The organism is Desulfosporosinus cupriresistens, from assembly GCF_001707885.1.
In the GTDB taxonomy this organism is placed as follows: domain Bacteria; phylum Bacillota; class Desulfitobacteriia; order Desulfitobacteriales; family Desulfitobacteriaceae; genus Desulfosporosinus.
Map to the genome: position 1 here is coordinate 1 of NZ_MASS01000009.1, position 19,084 is coordinate 19,084.

Below are 19,084 nucleotides of genomic sequence, written 5' to 3' on the forward strand. Positions count from 1 at the left end.
TTACAATTTGAGTGACGATCAGGCCAAGAAAATTTTAGCTCATCTCAACCCATAAATCATTAAATGAGGTGGTATAAGATGACGGAAGAACTAAGAGACTTATTTTGTCGGGACTCAGGCTTGTTATTTCAAAAGGCACAGGAAATTGCTAAAACAAAAAAACTATTTATTGTTCCCCGAATATTGTCAATGGTTTCTGCAAGACTGTTCCAAGCTGTCGGCACTGTAAATGGGAACATATGAAAGTAGCAGATCCTTGCTTTTATAGAAAAAGAACGCTTAAGGAAGTTAAAGCGCGAACTCAAGTACTTGTCGAGGCGGGAATACAGAGAGTTTTTTTAGCATCCGGTTGGATGGGATATGAAGTACCGGAGTTTTACTATGATTGTATTCACTCAATAAAAGAAGATTCCAATTTAGACGTTTATGGACTCTTTGGCGCTCTGAATCGGACAAGTTTACTAAACCTCAAACGTGCCGGCATGGATGGCTACTTATGTGGCTTAGAATCTCCAAATGAAGCAATATATAAACGTTTCAGACCAGCGGGCGATACTTTGACAGATCGCATTAGTGCCTTGAAGACGGCAAAAGGCCTGAATCTAAAAATCTGGAGCGGCTTTTTAGTGGGCTTAGGAGAAACAGATGAGGATGTTAGCGTAGGGCTGGAGATTCTCAGAGGGCTTGAGCCGGAATCTCTGTCGATCTTACCATTTACGCCATTTCCCAATACTGAGATGTGGGATGAGAATCCGGCAAATCCTCTAAAATGGGCTAGAGCTATGGCTATTGCTAGGACCTATTTGCGGAAGCCAGATCTCTTTTCTGATCAAACCGAAGGATTTTATCAAGGATATGGAATCTTAGGCGGGGCTAATGGATTCTATTCTTTCCCAGGAAAAAAGTCTCTATTTCAATCTCTCGAAAGATCCGGAGCTTAAAAGGTAAACGTTTTCGCTCTAATTCCGTTAAGTTTGATTTACGTAATACACAGATTAAGCGAAGAGAATTTTATGGTGTTACAGGATACTTAACCAATTGGAGGAGGGTTAGTGATGAGCAGCGAGTTTGATGAGCCTAGAGATAACGAGAAATTTACGAGTAATTTGGAAGCAGACTATCAGTTGGGAATGGACATTATTTCTGGGCGCGCAGAAAGTAAGGACTTACCTGAAGCGGTTATTTTGTTCCGTGAGGCAGCTCTCGAAGGGCATCCTGGTGCCCAATATGAACTTGGAGTATCCTATTGTGCAGGTCGTGGTATCAAGCAAAATAGTGAGAGTGCCGTGCAATGGTTTATTCGCTCAGCTGAAAATGGATACCCCAAAGCTCTGCACAATCTTGGTGTTCGGCATTCAATCGGAAAGGGTGTTGATGAAGATGCCGTCAGAGCCGCGAGTCTTTTTCTTCAGGCTGCCAGTCAAGGTCATGCGTTATCCCAATTTAAATTGGCAGTGATGTATAAAATAGGCTGGGGTGTTCAGCAGAAGGATGAAGAAGCGGATAAGTGGTTTGGCTTAGCAGGAGATACCGGCAAGAATGAAGCGCTGTGTCCCCTTTCTGAAATAGTAAAACAAGGAAATGATCGGGCAAGATGGCTTAAGGCAGCGATGAGTCGGGGGTATAGTGAAAATGCATTTGAGGTTTTTGTCGCCAGTCAGTCGATTTAGAGCACGGTTTGTTATTATAACTTGGGAGGGAATCCATGTTGAAAAAAGGATTAGTTACTAAGGGTACTGTCTTGGGAGTCTCGATTTTACTTTTGTTTTCAATGCTCGTCGGATGCAGCAAAACAGAGGTCAATCCTGTCAACACAACTCCTGTACAAGTGCAGATTAAAGATATGGCGGGTCGGGAGGTGACGATTCCAAGCAATGTCAAGAGAATACTGGCCTTGCATCCAATTCCTTCCTACTTTCTGTTTAGGTTAGCTCCTGACAAGGTGGTAAGTAAAGACTCGGTGTTTGATGGGAGATATTTGGGTAAAGATTCAGTGAAAGTTTATTCGGACGGGGATCGTGAAAAACTTAGTAAACTACCCACTACGGGTGTCTATTTTAAAGGGTTGGAACCAGAGCAGCTACTGCAGCTCAAACCAGATGTGATTATATCCCTGACAAAGGACCCCAAAATCAACGATTTGACAACTAAAGTTAACATACCGATTATTGCTGTTTCTAAAGACACCATGGCAGACTATGAGGAGACCATGCGTCTGATTGGCAAAATTGTTGGCAATGAAAGTGAGGCCAACAAGCTCGCGGATTATTGGCAGAAGAGTATTGACGAAGTGAAAAGAAAAGTAAGCGTTATACCAAGTGATAAGCGAGTGAAGGTGTTCTTCGCGGGCGCCAGCGGTGTTCTGACTACCCCAGGGACCCAGACCATCATGGCCTCCATCGTCGACACAGCCGGTGGGGATAACGTTGCCAAAGGACTGACCGGAAATCAAACGGGTGAAAGTCTCCCTGTCTCGCTGGAACAAATTTTGAAGTGGAACCCTGAAGTGGTAATTGTAGGGACGCAAAAAGGCAAGGATCAAATCATGTCAGACACCGCTTGGAAGGATATTACCGCTGTCAAAAATAACAAAGTATTTGTTCAATCGCGTTACGCTAGCCTCGATGGAGTCACGGCACTAATGGGGTTAGTTTGGCTAGAAGGGAAACTATATACAAATGACTCGGAATTTAACACGTATTTTGAAAGCAAAATGAAAGAATACTACTTACTTTTCCATAAGTATCAGATTACTCCAGATCAGATTGAAGAGGTTGCGAAGTAATAATGCCAAAGCAGAACAAGTAATGAATCGGCTAATAGTGTACGGGTAAAAATCATGGGAAATACGTTCGCTGGAGCGGAGGGATTGCTAGTGTTCTGCGTTGCCATTTGAAACCATTATGTAGTTCTGTCCTTCTCGGCGTGGTGGTCCTAATGCCATTAATTTTTAAACCAACTAGCGATCAAGCTGGGTCATGCATAGTGATTAGGAGGGGAAATAGAAATTGAAATGTTATATTTGTGAAAGAGCCTGTGTAATTCGGGAAGGAAATACTGGGGCCTGTGGACTTTATCAGAACCATGGGGAACAAATTATTGAGCTTTTCCCCAATAAATATTTGACGGTTTGTCCTATTTCTATTGAAACAATGCCTATATTGCACTTCCACCCAAGAGGAAAATTCCTCCAGGTTAGTACCACGGGTTGTAATTTTCATTGTAATGGCTGTATTTCGGCGTTGATTGTTGAGGAAATGGCACCGTCAAGTAAAGCCTTGCGGGAATTGCTTCCTCAACAGGTGGTCGATGAAGCTGTGAAAAATGACTGTCTGGGTATTGCGTTTTTACTGAATGATCCCTTGGCATCGTTTCCAACCTTTCTTAAAGTGGCCAAACTTGCCAAAAAGCAGGGCCTGTTAGTAGGCTGTTCCTCAAATGCTTATTTTACCGAAGTCTCACTGGCTGAAATCAGTGGTTATATAGATTTCATCAATATTGGTGTTAAAGGATTGTCCGATCGGGCTTATCAAAACTGCGGCGGCAGTACGGTCGAGCCGGTTCTGAGAAGCATTAAGACGCTCTACGAAAAGGGTGTCCATGTGGAAGTTTCCTGCATGTTAAAAAAGGATAATATGGGAGAAGTTATGGTCCTGGCCGAGATAATTGCCCAAATATCGCAGGATATTCCTTTACAGCTCATGCGTTTCATCCCTTTGGAAGGTGCCGATCCTTCCTTAGAGCCCTCCATACTAGAGGCAGAAGATCTATATCGGAGGTTAAGAAAGTCCCTTAATTATATCTATCTTTTCAATTCACCCGGGACTGACTATCTGAACACATTCTGCCCTCGCTGTGGGGAAGTGATCTATAAACGAGATTTTTACGGCCCTATGGGAGCGAAATTGATGTCTACGGAGATAGGTTCAGGGCAAAAGAATAGTTGTCCACAATGCGACCGGATGATCGACATTAAGGCTGCTCCAGCGGAGATAAATTATCAAGAAGGTGCTTTTGAAGGAGGTTATCCCTTTACAAGGGCTCTGGAAATGATGGAAGCAATTTTAATAGCGATTGGTGTCACGGATAAAAAGAAAGTGGTCCAGGTTTGGGAAGAGGTTCTTTGCCATGATGGTTTGCAAAAATTACATCATTCCATTCAAAACTTCGAAACCTACCTTGAGACAATCCGGTACTTTGGGGAATTAACTAAGACGGAAAACAAAGCTGAAGATCTAGTTGCCTATATGCAAGAAAAAATCTTACTGATTAAAGACGGTTGGTCAGCTATCAAGCACAAGCCCCGTGTCTATTATGTTATGGGAAAGCCGCTTTTTTGCCTTAAAGGAGAACGCCTCGAAAATCAGTTGGTTGAAGCGGCTGGGGGAATAAGTGTAAACAAAGAGATAGAATGTAGTGGAAGGCCTGGTATGCAAATTTCTGTTGAACAATTAAATGCCCTCAATCCAGAGGTGATATTTATATCGGCCTTCCTATCTTCTTCCGTTGAAGATTTCTATAAGGAGTGTCGTAAGGTTGGTATAACGGTTGATGCTGTCAAAAACAAGAGAATTTATACCCATCTTGCCTCGGGTTGGGATTTTGGCAGCCCTCGATGGATATTGGGATTGCTGCATATAGCGAATATTCTTCAGCCCGAGATATATCATTTTGATGTGATCGGAGAGGCAAAAGGGTTGTATAAGGAATTCTATGAGTTGGATTTTTCTCTTTCCGATCTTAATCGATCATTTAGTAAGCCAAGTAGTAAGTGGACATGGAAGACCAATCGACAGGCTTGCTGCACGAATGATAAGGTAATTTCAGGTTGAGATTTGCACTTGTTATTGATCTCCACTTTTTATGCGGTGGAGCTGCTTTTTATGAGAATTGGTATATGGATATAAATGATAATTAAGAGATATAAACATTGATCCTTGGAAGGTTTGGGGGGCAAGGCTAATGAACAAAGAAATTTACCAGGGACTTAAAAAAGTATTTGAGCAAAACCTAAATGCAGCACTAATTACTGTTACCAGCGCGCTGGGGCCAACCCCCTGTAAACCTGGAGCTAAGATGTTAGTATTTGCTGACGGCACTAGTGTTGGCACCATTGGCGGAGAATGTGGTGAGGTTGAGGTTAGGCGGGAGGCTTTTAAAGTTATCGTAGCCCGTTCTCCCAAGATTCATTATTTAAATATGACTGCAGACCTTGATCAGGAAGATGGAATGGTTTGTGGAGGCATCATGGAATTATTTATTGATTATTTGGGTTTTCAAAGCCTCGTGGAACAGACGAATCTTAATAAAGCTTATCTGTCTGCTTTAAGGGACTACCATGACCCTATACTTGTAACTGTGCTTGAAGCGACTGAAGACCTGTGGGTAGGGAAAAAGCTTTTTATCAAGAATAACGGAGACGTCTTCGGTGATCTCGGCTCAGAAGAATTAAACAAAGTTGCTATAAAGAGTGCCGAAATAGGTGGAGGAAAATTCTATCCGCTGTTGATTAGTTTAGATTCCAGGTTCGAGTTATGTAAACCTTCAAGAACGAAAGCAACTTTTAGGTTACTGATAGAGCCCCCAACGACTGTGGTACAATTATTAATTCTAGGGGCAGGAGATATTACGCAATCGCTCGTAACCATGGCGAAAATCCTGGGGTATGAGGTTACAGTTGTCGATGATCGACCATTTATTTTTAATTCTACCCAATATAACGAGGCGGATAGGATTATATGCGCAGACCTCGAACGAGCCTTAGATGCTATAAATATTAATCCGCAAACCTTTGTCGTGATTGTTACTAGAGGGTCTAATTCCGATAAAGTGTGTTTGCGGAAAATGATAAATCAACCAGTCAGATATATTGGCATGATGGGTAGTAACAGAAAGGTTAAAGCATTGAAATCCGAATTGGAGAAAGAGGGAGTCGGCGGTGAGTTGATGCAAAAATTGTATTCCCCGATTGGTCTAAAAATCAGAGCAGAAACTCCGGCAGAAATAGCCGTAAGCATTCTCAGTCAGGTAATTAAAGTTCAGAAGAGGTTGGCGTAGACATGCAAAAAAGGAACACCTACTTAAAGAAGTGGGTGTCTTGGAATAGGTTAAAGGAGGATACTCAAGTGCCTGAAATAAAAGGTTCACTGACTATTAATGTCAACAATTACGCTAGTGGGGTATCACTTGTCGCTATAAACCACGATACGAATAAAGTGTTTGAATTTACAGATTTTATTATGGTTTTGCTGATCAAGGCGAATATATAGCAAACAATTGTACATTACCACAGGTTGCCCAAGGGTTATCTAGACTGCATGACCTCTACGATGAACTCAATGCGGAGGCTCAGGTTAAAGACAAGCTAAGGCTTGTTGTATTGCCGTTTAAAATTAAGAAGGATGAAAATATGGTGAAATAAACGTGCCAGTGTTATTAAAAGTCTTTTTTTAATGAACCGAATTATGAATTAAAGGAGGTGTGCAACATCAGCCTTTCTGTTTAGGAAAGGATCACTTTAAAATATAGCCTTACATTATGAAGCCAAACGCCAAAGCTTTTTATTGGCTGTGGAACACTTTTCAACCTTCCTAAGATCTTAGAGTTCTATGATGTATAGCGTTTATATAGAGATAAATATACTAAAATTGACTGATATACAATAATATGGTAATATTCGTTTGGGTAAGATATAGATGGAGGTGATACATATGCAATTATCAACGAGAAATCAACTCAAAGGGAAAATCAAGGACATAAAGAAAGGTCCGGTATCGACTGAAGTAATCTTAGATGTTAGTGCCCAAGCAGTGGTAGTAGCCTCAATCACTACTGGGTCAGCGGATACAATGGATCTTAAAGTTGGAGATGATGTCAGCGCTCTTATTAAAGCAAGTTCAGTTATGATAATGAAATAGCAAAATTGAATAAGCAGAATTGAATAAGCAGAATCAATAAAAGTAACATACTGTTTAGATCTAACAGATCTACATAATCCCACAGAAATACGAAGAACGTCCTTTTGCGGGCGTTTTTCGTTTCGGTTTATCTTAAATACTGCATGTGAGTTCATCAACAGAATGGCTGGGACTAAATCCTGGCTTTTTTCGGCATATTAGATATAAAGGGAATATAACCATAAGTTTGTTAATCATAATCATCAGTGAACAAAGTATAATATGAATGTAACGTATTAGATTCTTGGACATAAGGAGGAAACATGTTAAAGAAGAAAGTTTTTATTGTTGTGACAATCATGGCACTTATCCTCGCTCTTGCTGGTTGTGCAAAAAAACCTGCAACTCCAGTAACACCCCAAACAGGTACAGCAGTAACGCCGCAAGACCATCCAACCGAAACACCGGCTGTATCTGGGAAGGTGAGCCAAGCTGATGTAGAAGCCAAAATAAACGACTTGCTTAATAAAAAATACCCCGGCGACTGGAAAGTTTCTGGAACCACGTTAAGTAAGGGGGCCTATACTGAAAATGGGAAATATAAAATGGTGGATGATGTTGCTGCGTTGTTCCCAGATACCATGGGGGTATCTATTTTCGTTGGTGAAGAAAGGATCTCTTCCAGCGTGATACAACAAGACACTGGTCAAAGGGTTCTGAAAGGCTATGCTACCCCGCCTACAGTCGGCGAGGTTATGAAAAGTGGAAAAACCACTAGTACCCTTAGTAGCGGGTATTTGAAGGTCTATGTTCCTTTTAAGGATAGCAGCGGTAAGACGGTAGCCGTTATGACAGTGTCGGTACCACAGCAATAAAAGGTCTATGCTTATAATTCGAAATTCTGGTTATCAAACAATAAAGAAGGACCGAGGTGCAGCCTCGGTCCTTCTACTCGCCTTATCCTGACCATCGATTGATCAAATTCAAGTTATTCCCCATCTACAACATATAATTCCTCTAACCCGTGAGTTATACTTTAGCCTCAGAGGGGAGAAATAATATAGTAGTTAGAATTTTCTAAAATGAATCGAATGTAGTAAAACGAGCATCTTTGTAGCAGCTTGGAATAATCAAAAGATGTTATTAAAAAAAGCCTCATAAAAAACGTTATGAGGCTTCCTGAACATTAGCACTTTTTCATATTTAGCGAATTCCGCTATTCAGGGGGGGCTTGCTAATCTCAATTAACTTAACAATTCCCCAAGCTACCACGGCATAAACAATCATCGCAATAATGGTCGTTGGTTCTAAGACCGACTGGGCTTCAATCCCTTTAGTTACCGTCGATCTGAAAATGCCAGAAAAGGGAGATAAGAACGCTTGGGACACTGAATATATGAGCGATACGAAGGGGCTTTTAGGATTGGCCCCTAATAGTTTAAAAATAAGGCGGAAGGCAAACAAAACTTCTAAAACGCCTAGAACATAATAGACTATTCTCCTAGCTTTCAGAAACCCTTGGTTAGTTTGGATAACGTTACCTTCGTGCGCAGGCTGCTCCACTCTTTTTTGTTCATCCATTGCTGTCCCTCCAATGTCAATTTGCTGTGTTATTATCTTGCCATATTTTATAATCAACTATTACACACATGATGTTGATCGCCCAAGGCAACTATTGAAAAGAGTGCAATTTAGTAGAATTTGGGTAATCAAATCGCGTGCAATCTGATCTACTAAGAATTTAAAGGTGTGAGCTAGTTTTCGTTATATCATGTACATATTTATGCTCCCTAATGTGCAAACTTTTTATAGTGACAATAAAGGGAGGACAGACTAATGACGGAAACAATACTCGAAAAGACAGAAGGACGGGTAAGCTATCATGATTCTGTAGAAGAAATGTTAGTTCGAATTCGGGAAGATGGGATGTCTAACTCATTTGATCGATGGACTGAGCAGGAAAAAATTCGCTGTAAATTTTGTCTTCAAGGACTAACCTGCCAACAGTGTGCCCAAGGACCTTGTCGAATTAGTGAGAAAGGCGGGCAGGATAAAGGGGTCTGTGGAATAGGTGCAGATGCTATGGCGATGAGAAAGCTCCTTCTGCAAAATATTATGGGAGCTGGTACATACAGTCATCATGCCTATGAAGCGTTTAGAACTTTACGAGCAACAGGAGAAGGGAAAACTCCGTTTAAAATTACTGATGTCAATAAACTCAAATGGATGTGTGAAAAGCTTGGACTCGATACGAATCAGGATACTAACCAGATGGCCATACAATTAGCTGATCTCCTCAATGCGCAAATGAATATTGGATCTGATGAACCGAATCTGATGGTCGAAGCCTTTGCTCCGAAGAAACGAAAAAAAGTTTGGCAAGATCTCAATATCTATCCGGCCGGTGCCGTTCATGAAGAACAAAATTGTGTCGCTAGCTGCTTAACCAATGTTGACGGAGATTATGTTTCTTTAGCGCTCAAAGCTTTGCGCTTGGGGCTTTCTACAATCTATAATGCCCAAATCGGGCTGGAAATGACTCAAGACATCTTGTTTGGTACACCCACGCCTCACGAGGTCAATGTTGATTTAGGAATTATGGATCCTGAGTATGTTAATATTGTGTTTAACGGTCACCAGCCATGGCCTGCTGTAGCAACTATTCAGATGGCCAAAATGGCCGAAGTTCAGGAACGGGCGAAAGCGGCTGGTGCTAAAGGATTAAGGGTGGTCGGTTCGATTGAAACCGGACAAGAATTGATCCAAAGATTTGGCATGGACGAAGTCTTTGTTGGTTTAATGGGGAACTGGCTTACCATCGAACCCCTGCTGGCAACTGGGACAGTGGATGTTTTAGCCATGGATGAAAACTGTTCGCCACCAGCCATCGATATGTATGCTGAGAAATATCAAATAACCTTGGTGAGCGTGAGCACAATTATCGGTGTCCCCGGTCTCCAGCATAAGATTCCCTATCAACCTGCTGAAACAAATGCGATGGCTGATCAGCTCATTAACTTGAGTATCGAAAACTTTAAAAAACGTCATGGTAAGGTTACGCCTAAAGTTCCTAAAATAACGCAAAAAGCTATTGCGGGATTCTCCACCGAAGCCGTCCTAGGGGCACTAGGCAACAAACTAGATCCACTTGTTGATGTCATCACCGCCGGAAAGATAAAAGGTGTGGTAGCCTTAGTTAGTTGCTCGACAATAAGAAATGGTCCTCAGGATTGGAACACTGTGAATCTCGCTAAGGAACTTATCAAGAAGGATATTCTGGTAGTGGCCGCTGGATGCGGAAACCATGCCTTAGAAGTGGCGGGCCTTTGTAACATGGATGCCGTCAAAATGGCAGGCAATGGCCTAGGAGAAATCTGCGGTGCCCTAAAAATACCCCCCGTTTTAAGTTTTGGTACTTGTACAGATACTGGGAGAATCTCGATGCTCGTCACAGCGTTGGCGGACCATCTGGATGTCGATGTTCCTCAATTACCGATCGCAGTGACCGCACCCGAATGGATGGAGCAAAAAGCGACGATTGATGGAGTATTTGCTGTAGCATATGGGGCTTACACTCATTTATCACCGACCCCCTTTGTTACCGGGGCACCTCAACTTGTCAAATTATTAACGCAAGATGTGGAAGGCTTAACTGGAGGGAAGGTTGCCCTAGGAGATGATCCAGTCGAAGTTGCTAAGAACATTGAAGCTCATATCCTTGCTAAGAGAAAAGGCTTAGGTTTGAGTGTTAATTAAGCAGCAAGATAAACGGTTATGGAATTAAGCAAGTAATTAATTATTGAGCCCAAAAGATGGATAGATTAGCACGGCATTGATGATGGCTAAGGCTGTCGATACTTTATTGTATCGGCAGCTTTTTTAAGTAATAGTCAGAACTAGACCTCCATCCCGCTGCGCGGCACTACTGATGCTCTTCGCTAAACCACTTTTCGGGCATGAAAAGCTGTGCCGAAATTGCTCGAACAATCTAACAAAGAGGGTTCTAAATAAACTTCATACGGAAAATCGTTATGGAATATTTGACAAGTATATCCAGAGTCCTAGTTGAAAGAATAACGTAAATACTAGAAAGCTACCGACAGTATTTATATCGGTAGCTTTCTAGTAGATTGATTTAAATCGATTAAATTAGCGTGCACCTAAATCATAGGGAGTCTCCTGATAAACGTAATAATTCAGCCAGTTTTGAAAGAGTAAGTTAGTATGGGAACGCCATTTGTGGACCGGCATTTGAGTAGGATCATCGTCAGGAAAATACCCTTTAGGGAGAGCAATGGAAACTCCTTTGGCGATGTCTCGGTCATATTCTTCTTTTAGAGTTAACGTATCATATTCCGAATGTCCAGTTACAAAGACTTGTCGGCCGTCTTTAGATACCACAATATAAATGCCTGCGTCATCGGACTCTGATAGAATCTCTAACTCTGGGTATTTTTCAAGGTCACTACGCTTGATTTCTGTATGACGCGAGTGGGGAACATAAAATTCGTCGTCAAAACCACGTAGGAGCTGCATGCCGTTTATACCGCGCTTATTAACATCGTGTTTAAAGATACCAAACATTTTCTCATCAAGTGGGTATTTGGGAATGCCATAATGGTGATACAGCCCGGCTTGGGCCCCCCAGCAAATGTGAAAAGTGGAGGTTACGTGGGTTTTTGTCCAGTCCATAATTTTTTGAGTTTCTTTCCAGTAGGTGACTTCTTCGAATTCGAGATGTTCTATCGGTGCACCAGTAATGATCATGCCATCAAACTTTTGTCCTTTAATGTCAGTGAAACTCTTATAAAAGGCATCCAGGTGTTCTTGAGCGGTATTTTTAGAAGAGTGACTTTCAATATGCAAGAGAACAATGTCGACTTGCAAGGGAGAATTTCCGAGCAGTCTCAAAAGCTGTGTTTCTGTTGTTTCTTTGCGGGGCATTAAATTGAGGATAACAATCCTTAAAGGGCGAATATCTTGGTGAAAGGCGCGTTCTTCACCCATCACAAAGATGTTTTCTCGACTTAATATATCCATAGCCGGTAAATGTTCGGGTATCTTAATTGGCATATATTTAACCCCTTTTTCGAGGTGCGAGGCACGATGTACAAGCTGGAAAAATTTAAGATCAAAAGATTGTACATCGATAGTCGACCATAATTTCGTCGCTGGATTTTTTATACTATCAGAAAGTATAAACTTTCGTTATATACTTTCTAAGCATAAGTGCAACTAAGGCAGCTGCCTTCGTCGAGGCTAACAAGAAGGCTAATACGTGCGAAGACAGTGTCTTCGCGGGCGCCAGCCAAGTTTTCTTTATACCTATAACTAGTCCATGGGTGACGAGTGCTGATCTGGCGATATCCCTGATGAACTTAAGTTTTTACGCTGCTTATGCTTTCTGACTTGCTTGAAGTGCTTGATCCAAATCATACAGCAGATCGCCAATTGTTTCTATGCCAATGGAAAGGCGGATCATATCGGGTGATATGCCGGCAACGCGTTGTGATTTTTCGTCGAGTTGTTGGTGGGTTGTGCTTGACGGATGAATGACCAGGGATTTGGCATCCCCGACGTTAGCCAAATGCGAAAATAGTTTGAGGCTGTTTATGAACTTCTTTCCTTCGTTAAGGCCGCCTTTGACGCCGAATGTAAAGATCGATCCAGCTCCTTTGGGTAAGTATTTTTTAGCAAGTGCATGATAAGGGCTTTTCTCCAGCCCCGGATAGTTAACCCAAGTGACCAAATCGTGTTGATTGAGAAATTCTGCAACCTTTTGGGCGTTTTCAACATGGCGTTCCATGCGCAGTGGGAGAGTTTCCAATCCTTGTAAAAACAAGAAGGAGTTGAAGGGAGAAACTGCTGCCCCAGTGTCGCGTAGAAGGGATACCCTAGCCTTGGTGATATAGGCAGCCTTACCGCAGGCGTCTGTATATATGACGCCATGGTAGCTAGGATCAGGTTGGCTGAGCCCTAGAAACTTGCCGTTATTCCAGTCAAAATTCCCTGAGTCGACAATAACACCACCAATAGAAGTCCCGTGGCCGCCAATAAATTTGGTGGCAGAATGAACGACGATGTCTGCTCCGTGCTCAATAGGTCGACACAAGTACGGCGAGGCAAATGTATTGTCAACGACCAGGGGGAGACCGTTTTCGTGAGCAATATGGGCAATAGCCTCTAAATCGGCAACATTAATTTGTGGATTTCCTATGGTTTCTGTGTATAAGGCTTTTGTCTTGTCTGTAACTTTTGAGCGGAATTCTTCCGGTTTGTCGACATCAACAAAGTGGACCTTGATTCCAAGTTTAGCAAACGTATAGGCAAACAATGTGTAGGTACCACCGTAAAGGGAACTCGAGGCGACAATTTCATCCCCAGCTTGAGCGATGTTTAAAATAGCATAGGTAATAGCTGCTTGTCCTGAGGCAGTAGCGAGTGCTCCGACTCCCCCTTCAAGGAGCGTGATGCGTTGCTCAAATACGTCTTGAGTGGGATTCATGATCCGGGTGTAAATGTTGCCTGATTCTTTTAGAGCAAATAAATTGGCCGCATGCTCAGTGTCGTTAAATACAAAGGAGGATGTTTGATAGATTGGAACGGCACGTGAATTAGTTGCGGAATCAGGGCTTTGCCCTCCGTGCAAGGAAAGGGTTTCGAAACCTAGTTGACGTTCTTCGGTCATTATAATTTCCTCCTTTAATAACTATTTTGTAAATAAAAAACGACCACTTCAAGAGAAGCGGCCGTTATATATTTAACACGCTACTCTCATCTTTCAGAACTATGTTCTGTAGGATTTAGCACCTTATAGCTTACGCTATCGGTTGCCGGGCATCATTGGGCCAGTCCCTCCGCCACTCTTGATAAGAGAAATTTAATATTTAATTGTATGTGTAGGTTACAGCTACTATAAAACAAATTAGCATCAGTGTCAATATTCAACGAAGGTAATTTCTGTGGAAAATATTTGAATGAGTTCAGTTATCTTAAGCTGGAGCTTAGACCCTGTTAATTTAGGTTGCCTTATGTACCTCGACGGAAACAGTGTACACCAATCCTTTAGGGACCATTTTAGATACTTCAGCAACGATGGAATTGATTTTTTCCTCCGTATCAACAATCTCCAAAATGATGGGCAAGTCGGATGACAACTCTAATAGCCGTGCACTATGTAACACTTTATCCTGTCCGTATCCCTCAATTCCCCTGTATACAGTGACCCCGATGATCCCTTGTTCTTTCAGCCAATGGACTAGATATTGGTATAACGGCTTGTTCATAAAACGTTCTTTTTCACCAACGTAAACTTTCAGTAATTTTGCTTTTTCGGCCATACTCTTCATAGTTTGTGCCTCCCTTCAGATCTGCTTACAGTACTCGGGCCAAGCCAACTCCTAAGGCTACACCTGTGAAACCAACGACAATGCTCAGTAAGGTATATAATCCTGCCGTGAAAAAACTCCCACCTTCAAGTAAGGAAATTACCTCGAAACCAAATGTGGAGAACGTTGTGAAAGCACCCAAAAAGCCGACGCCAATTCCTAAACGCCAGAGGGGGCTGATGGTTAAGCGTTCAATAAATAATACATTTAAGAACCCCAAGAGAAACGCTCCGCTAACATTTATAAGAAAAGTATGTAAAGGAAATCCCTGGTTCCATTTATTAGAAATCCATATCCCAAGGCTATAGCGAGAAAGGGCTCCAAGTGCACCTCCTAGAGCAATCACTAGCATGTTTTGCATTAATTTCAACCTCGTAATTCATAAAGTTTGTAGGATTAAGAAAAATCAAAATCCAAAGATGGTGTGAGTAAAAGCGATGAATTGCATTTATCTCTATCATAATCTATAAAATAAATGAAAACAACCATGGGAGAAAATCACTGGACCGAGGAGGAAGCATAGAATTTATCGTAGAAATTTTAAAACTAATATTATAATTTTGTCATAATAACATATTGACATATATAGATATGAGAGTATGATAATATATAGAAATTATTTGGAACTGCTGAGCAAGAGTAACATTGTACTTAAAGGAGATGAGTAATGTGCCCCAGGAGTTGCCGACGATTAGGCGTCTTTTAGGTATTGATGAAAGCGGAATTCGCCAGGAAGCTAAGCGCTATAAGGCCTTGGGGGACGAAACACGCCTTAAAATGTTTCGAGTCTTAGAAAAAGGGGAGCGATGTGTCTGCGAAATGATGGATCTCTTTCAAATGAACCAATCTGCAGCTTCTCATCATCTTAAAATTTTGGAAAATGCAGGGTTGGTGGAGGGACGTCGGGTGGGTAAATTCGTCTATTATTGTGTGCCAAAAGTAAGGACGGAAGAATATTGACAAAGAATAAGGGAGAGAAAGGATTGATAATTCATTATGCTTCAAGCTTTTGCAGACTATGTAGCGTACACTTTGTTTGGGCTTCTGCCAAACAGCCGTTTAGGTGCTGCCGTTGACTTTTTTATCTATGACACTATTAAAATCTTTCTAATGCTAGCTTTAATTATCTTTTTGGTTTCACTAATCCGCAGTTTTTTTCCACCGGAACGAACTAAGAAGATTTTAAGCCATAAACGAGAATTTATCGGCAATATTCTGGCAGCCTTGTTGGGGATTGTGACCCCATTTTGTTCCTGCTCTGCAGTGCCGGTCTTTATTGGTTTTGTGGAATCTGGGGTGCCTCTTGGGGTTACATTTTCCTTCCTCATCTCTTCACCAATGGTGAACGAGGTGGCTCTGATCATGCTTTGGGGAATGTTTGGCTGGCAGATTGCAGCGATCTACATTACCACTGGGATTACCGTCGCCATTGTCGGCGGACTGGTTATCGGGAAACTTAAATTGGAACATCTAGTGGAAGAGTATGTTTACAATATTAAAATGGGCGAAACTGAATTGGAAGCCTTAACCTGGAAGGAAAGAGTAGAGTATGCCTGGGAATACGTTAGAGATATTTTGAAAAAAGTTTGGCCGTATGTCATTATTGGGATAGCTATTGGAGGATTTATGCATGGCTATGCACCAGCTGATTTTCTGGTAAAGTATGCCGGAAAGGATAACCTGTTTGCTGTTCCGTTAGCAGTGTTGATCGGAGTGCCTCTCTATTCTAATGCGGCAGGGATCATTCCCATAGTTCATGTGCTGATGGAAAAAGGGATGGCTTTAGGAACAGTACTTGCCTTCATGATGGCTGTGACCGCTTTAAGTCTACCGGAGATGATTATTCTACGTAAAGTTTTAAAACCCAAATTGCTCGGCATTTTCATAGGAATCATGTCGGTGGCCATTATTTTCGTAGGATATTTGTTCAATTGGATATTTGTTTAGCTCCTGTGGCGCGATCGGTGATACCAAAGGCCTAACTATGCGTCAAGATAATCAAAGAGTAGAAGGGGAAAAGGTTCGGTCGGGGATATGTTTGAGATCTTCAAATAAGCGGGTATTTTACTAAGAAAAGCTTCTGCCGGTTTTTAACAGGGTGGGGGCTTACTTTTTTTATAAAATAGCATTGTAATTAATATATAACAATATTATGATTAATCAATAATTACCTTACTATGATAGGTGACCTAGGAGCGGTTAAAGGCTGAAGAAGGAGGAGGAAAAGTTATGATTGAAATTCATGTGTTTGGCATCCGGGATGAGGCGCCAGCAGGTATGGGTATGTGCAGTTGCGGCGGTGCTTGTGGTTCGAGTTCTGAAAAAACCATGGGAGAAATGTACGAAGAATTAGAAGGATTTCTAATAAATAGTGATTTGGGTGCCGAGGTACAGGTGCGATTTCTTGATGTATTAGACGATGACTTGAGTGGCCATGACACAGCCCACACGATGTTCAAAAACGGGTTTGCTTTGCCTTTGGTAGCCATAAAGGGAGTTGTTCGTTTTTATGGCGGTATTAGCCAAACCATGGTGTATGACGAAGTTAAAAAACTGATGGTCTGATCATTGAAAAGCTTTACGAGCGAGGAAGAGATTGAAACGGCTCTGCAGGCAGTAAGAAGGTCCCGAGGAGATGGGCTAACCAAGCAACAGGGGCATTTGTACTGAAACGTACAGATGCCGCTGTTGCTTTACTCATGTTCGCCACAGCTGCATTTGATAATCCCGTCTTTTATCATCTCTTCCAGTTCGTTAGGAAAATATATGGCCTTCCCCCCTTACTCCATTTCAATTGATAAATCTGCAGCAGTTAGGCAAGTATGTGAACAACAACTACATCCGCAGCCCATGGTTTATACTAATTTTCATTCTTCGCTCTTTAAATTGTTCTTCTACTAAAAACAAGTGTTGCACGGGAGGCAGGGGTTCGCCATCCTCCTCTACGACTGTTTTAATGTAATATGCGCAGTCAGTTTTGTCCTCTTGTGAATTGCTCAGGGTTTTGTACTTGAAACAGCTTATGAGGCCGTTATTGTCCGCTATACCTAGACCACAGTTACCACATGTTTTCATGTTATACATCCTCCTTTTAGTTCTCCTCAGAGGGATAATAAAACTCACACATTGTTAATGATGAATTGAATTATTTTATCTGTTAGAAAACCCCTTTCAATGAATATTTTTTACTAAAGAGGATTTTATTTCCTCAAATAGTCTTAATGATCTTTTGTAGGTGTGATGTTATGATCAACTCGGACCTTTTATAAAATTGTCAGAATATAATAAAATTATTATATTATAGAATTGTGATAAAGTATACAAATGTACATGAAAAAAATTATAAAGGAAAAGTATACTGCCTAGGTAATTGACCTTGATCGTTAGAGATATGCAGTACAAGAGAGAGTTAAGTTGGAGAGCTAATATTATATCATTTAGCTTAGAGCGGAGAGGGGATGTACAAAAATGAAAGATACGGTTGACATAGTATTTAAACCTACGCCTTCTATAGAACGCCTTTATTTGGAGTTGACCAACCGCTGTAACTTGTCTTGTGAAATGTGTTACCGCCAGAATTGGCACGAACCTTTGGGTGATATGTCTACAGAAGTTTTAAGCTCGGTTGCGGATGAGGCAGCTGCTTTTCCAGACCTTAAGGAAGTGATTCTGGGAGGTATTGGTGAACCGACGATTGCTAACAATTTCCGACACGCAGTGGAACTATTCGCTTCCCGGTATGATGTTACCGTGACTACGAACGGGACTACATTGGACGAGGAGCTGATTGAATTCTTAATCTCCCATGGTGTAGATAGGATCGCCCTGTCCGTTGATTCAACTGATGTGCAAACCTTTGCTGCTATCCGGCATCAAAATGTACAAGGCATTTTGGAGAGCACGCGTCAGATAGCAGGGGGGAGGGTTAATGGGAGACCAGCGGTCACTTGGGAATTCGTGGCGATGAAGAGTACTCTCCCATATTTGATCGAAACCGTGCGCCAGGCAGCGAAACTGGGAGTCAATCAGATCGTTATTTCTCATATTCTACCGATGCGGGAAGAATCAATGGTGGAAACCCTTTATCACCCTATTATGTTTGCTGAGACAGAGAAAACTTTCCAATCGGCTTTTATGATGGGATTGGCAAAAGGGGTAGAAGTAGTTTTGCCAAAAAGCGAGTTAAAAACAGATCGGTATTGCAAGTTCGTGGAAACTCAAAGTGCAGTTGTACGCTGGGATGGTCAGGTTTCCTCCTGTTATCGGTTTTTGCATTCCTATCCTGAGTACGTGTTTGGGAGACATAAACTGATTGACGCCCACAGTTTTGGCTCACTCAGGGAAAAATCGTTGCTTGAAATCTGGACTTCTCAGGAATTTATGAGGTATCGTTACAATGTTCTGCACGGACAATACGCGTCGTGTCCTGATTGCCAGTGGATTGATGGGTGCGATATGGTTCTTCGTGCAGACATGGATTGCTTGGGTAATGCTCCATCTTGTGGAGATTGTCTTTGGGGAAGGGGAATGACAGTTTGCCCATGAGTTGGGGGTTCTACCCCACGAACTATCCGAAGGTAACAGAACCCTTTTCCTTGCCAGAGCTCTTCCACATGAAGGTCAAAATAGCTATTGAAGAATTAGAAAATCAGTGTATAATTCCCACGTTACTGCTCATCAAAAATTACAAACTCCTCCCTTCAGAGAACACCCTGACAGCAAAATTTTTGCGCCGTAGCCAAGCTTTTGGGAACGAGTAGAAGTTTATTTAGCTATATCATCGTTTTACTGGAGGGAATT

The 19,084-nt window shown here is 41.8% G+C and carries 22 protein-coding genes and 1 riboswitch; of the genes, 15 read left to right on the forward strand and 7 right to left on the reverse strand.

Annotated features, from left to right (window positions below; all coding sequences use genetic code 11):
* The first annotated feature begins 78 nt into the window (after positions 1-78).
* The 9 genes from DSBG_RS22875 to DSBG_RS05230 all read left to right on the forward strand — a co-directional run bounded on the left by DSBG_RS22875 (position 79) and on the right by DSBG_RS05230 (position 7,771).
* A complete protein-coding gene (locus DSBG_RS22875; RefSeq protein ID WP_176716174.1) occupies positions 79-243 on the forward strand; it encodes a hypothetical protein in 165 nt (54 codons plus the stop codon).
* Positions 240-941, forward strand: a complete 702-nt coding sequence (locus DSBG_RS05195; protein ID WP_068963135.1) for a radical SAM protein — start codon at positions 240-242, stop codon at positions 939-941. The genes DSBG_RS22875 and DSBG_RS05195 overlap by 4 nt, the downstream gene beginning before the upstream one ends.
* 114 nt (positions 942-1,055) lie before the next feature.
* Complete coding sequence (locus tag DSBG_RS05200) at positions 1,056-1,670, forward strand: tetratricopeptide repeat protein (RefSeq protein ID WP_068963136.1); 615 nt, start codon at positions 1,056-1,058, stop codon at positions 1,668-1,670.
* Between the two features lie 35 nt (positions 1,671-1,705).
* Positions 1,706-2,785, forward strand: a complete 1,080-nt coding sequence (locus DSBG_RS05205) for an ABC transporter substrate-binding protein (protein WP_068963137.1) — start codon at positions 1,706-1,708, stop codon at positions 2,783-2,785.
* A 223-nt stretch (positions 2,786-3,008) separates the two neighbouring features.
* A complete protein-coding gene (locus tag DSBG_RS05210) occupies positions 3,009-4,832 on the forward strand; it encodes a radical SAM protein (RefSeq protein ID WP_068963138.1) in 1,824 nt (607 codons plus the stop codon).
* Between the two features lie 130 nt (positions 4,833-4,962).
* Complete coding sequence (locus tag DSBG_RS05215; RefSeq protein ID WP_068963139.1) at positions 4,963-6,057, forward strand: XdhC family protein; 1,095 nt, start codon at positions 4,963-4,965, stop codon at positions 6,055-6,057.
* A 2-nt stretch (positions 6,058-6,059) separates the two neighbouring features.
* A complete protein-coding gene (locus tag DSBG_RS23570) occupies positions 6,060-6,269 on the forward strand; it encodes a hypothetical protein (protein ID WP_068963140.1) in 210 nt (69 codons plus the stop codon).
* 441 nt (positions 6,270-6,710) lie between these two features.
* A complete protein-coding gene (locus tag DSBG_RS05225) occupies positions 6,711-6,917 on the forward strand; it encodes a TOBE domain-containing protein (protein ID WP_068963141.1) in 207 nt (68 codons plus the stop codon).
* Positions 6,918-7,219: 302 nt separating this feature from the next.
* Positions 7,220-7,771, forward strand: a complete 552-nt coding sequence (locus tag DSBG_RS05230) for a cache domain-containing protein (RefSeq protein WP_068963142.1) — start codon at positions 7,220-7,222, stop codon at positions 7,769-7,771.
* 328 nt (positions 7,772-8,099) lie between these two features.
* Here DSBG_RS05230 and DSBG_RS05235 read toward each other — a convergent pair whose 3' ends face one another.
* Positions 8,100-8,477 carry a YggT family protein gene (locus DSBG_RS05235; protein WP_176716175.1) on the reverse strand — a complete coding sequence of 126 codons (378 nt, stop codon included), beginning with the start codon at positions 8,475-8,477 and terminating at the stop codon, positions 8,100-8,102.
* Between the two features lie 255 nt (positions 8,478-8,732).
* Between DSBG_RS05235 and cooS the strand changes: the two genes are divergently transcribed.
* Positions 8,733-10,652 (forward strand): anaerobic carbon-monoxide dehydrogenase catalytic subunit, encoded by a 1,920-nt coding sequence (gene cooS / locus DSBG_RS05240; RefSeq protein WP_068963143.1) that lies wholly within the window; start codon positions 8,733-8,735, stop codon positions 10,650-10,652.
* 393 nt (positions 10,653-11,045) lie between these two features.
* Here cooS and metA read toward each other — a convergent pair whose 3' ends face one another.
* The 4 genes from metA to crcB form a co-directional block, all read right to left on the reverse strand.
* On the reverse strand, positions 11,046-11,969 hold the full coding sequence (gene metA, locus DSBG_RS05245) for a homoserine O-acetyltransferase MetA (RefSeq protein WP_068963144.1): 924 nt from the start codon (positions 11,967-11,969) through the stop codon (positions 11,046-11,048).
* 322 nt (positions 11,970-12,291) lie between these two features.
* Complete coding sequence (locus DSBG_RS05250; protein WP_068963145.1) at positions 12,292-13,584, reverse strand: homocysteine synthase; 1,293 nt, start codon at positions 13,582-13,584, stop codon at positions 12,292-12,294.
* Between the two features lie 83 nt (positions 13,585-13,667).
* Positions 13,668-13,772: riboswitch (SAM riboswitch) on the reverse strand.
* Positions 13,773-13,915: 143 nt separating this feature from the next.
* Positions 13,916-14,245, reverse strand: coding sequence for a DUF190 domain-containing protein (locus tag DSBG_RS05255; RefSeq protein WP_242877409.1), 330 nt, complete (start codon positions 14,243-14,245; stop codon positions 13,916-13,918).
* 25 nt (positions 14,246-14,270) lie between these two features.
* Positions 14,271-14,645, reverse strand: a complete 375-nt coding sequence (gene crcB / locus DSBG_RS05260; protein ID WP_068963146.1) for a fluoride efflux transporter CrcB — start codon at positions 14,643-14,645, stop codon at positions 14,271-14,273.
* Between the two features lie 308 nt (positions 14,646-14,953).
* Here crcB and DSBG_RS05265 point away from each other — a divergent pair, with 308 nt between their 5' ends.
* The 3 genes from DSBG_RS05265 to DSBG_RS05275 all read left to right on the forward strand — a co-directional run bounded on the left by DSBG_RS05265 (position 14,954) and on the right by DSBG_RS05275 (position 16,849).
* Positions 14,954-15,244 carry an ArsR/SmtB family transcription factor gene (locus DSBG_RS05265; RefSeq protein WP_176716176.1) on the forward strand — a complete coding sequence of 97 codons (291 nt, stop codon included), beginning with the start codon at positions 14,954-14,956 and terminating at the stop codon, positions 15,242-15,244.
* 36 nt (positions 15,245-15,280) lie between these two features.
* Positions 15,281-16,231: a permease gene (locus DSBG_RS05270; RefSeq protein WP_068963147.1), complete on the forward strand. Its 951-nt coding sequence runs from the start codon at positions 15,281-15,283 to the stop codon at positions 16,229-16,231.
* Positions 16,232-16,513: 282 nt separating this feature from the next.
* On the forward strand, positions 16,514-16,849 hold the full coding sequence (locus tag DSBG_RS05275) for a hypothetical protein (protein ID WP_083236733.1): 336 nt from the start codon (positions 16,514-16,516) through the stop codon (positions 16,847-16,849).
* Between the two features lie 13 nt (positions 16,850-16,862).
* Here DSBG_RS05275 and DSBG_RS23955 read toward each other — a convergent pair whose 3' ends face one another.
* Both DSBG_RS23955 and DSBG_RS05280 read right to left on the reverse strand, forming a co-directional pair.
* Complete coding sequence (locus DSBG_RS23955; RefSeq protein WP_282434193.1) at positions 16,863-16,994, reverse strand: hypothetical protein; 132 nt, start codon at positions 16,992-16,994, stop codon at positions 16,863-16,865.
* A gap of 125 nt (positions 16,995-17,119) precedes the next feature.
* A complete protein-coding gene (locus DSBG_RS05280) occupies positions 17,120-17,359 on the reverse strand; it encodes a hypothetical protein (protein WP_068963148.1) in 240 nt (79 codons plus the stop codon).
* Between the two features lie 393 nt (positions 17,360-17,752).
* Here DSBG_RS05280 and DSBG_RS05285 point away from each other — a divergent pair, with 393 nt between their 5' ends.
* Together DSBG_RS05285 and DSBG_RS23375 are read left to right on the forward strand one after the other, a co-directional pair.
* Entirely contained in the window at positions 17,753-18,829 is a 1,077-nt protein-coding gene (locus DSBG_RS05285; RefSeq protein ID WP_068963149.1) for a radical SAM/SPASM domain-containing protein, read from the forward strand.
* Between the two features lie 68 nt (positions 18,830-18,897).
* The gene (locus DSBG_RS23375; protein ID WP_207647218.1) at positions 18,898-19,044 is read left to right on the forward strand and encodes a hypothetical protein; all 147 of its coding nucleotides are present in this window, start codon (positions 18,898-18,900) and stop codon (positions 19,042-19,044) included.
* The last annotated feature ends 40 nt before the right edge of the window (positions 19,045-19,084 follow it).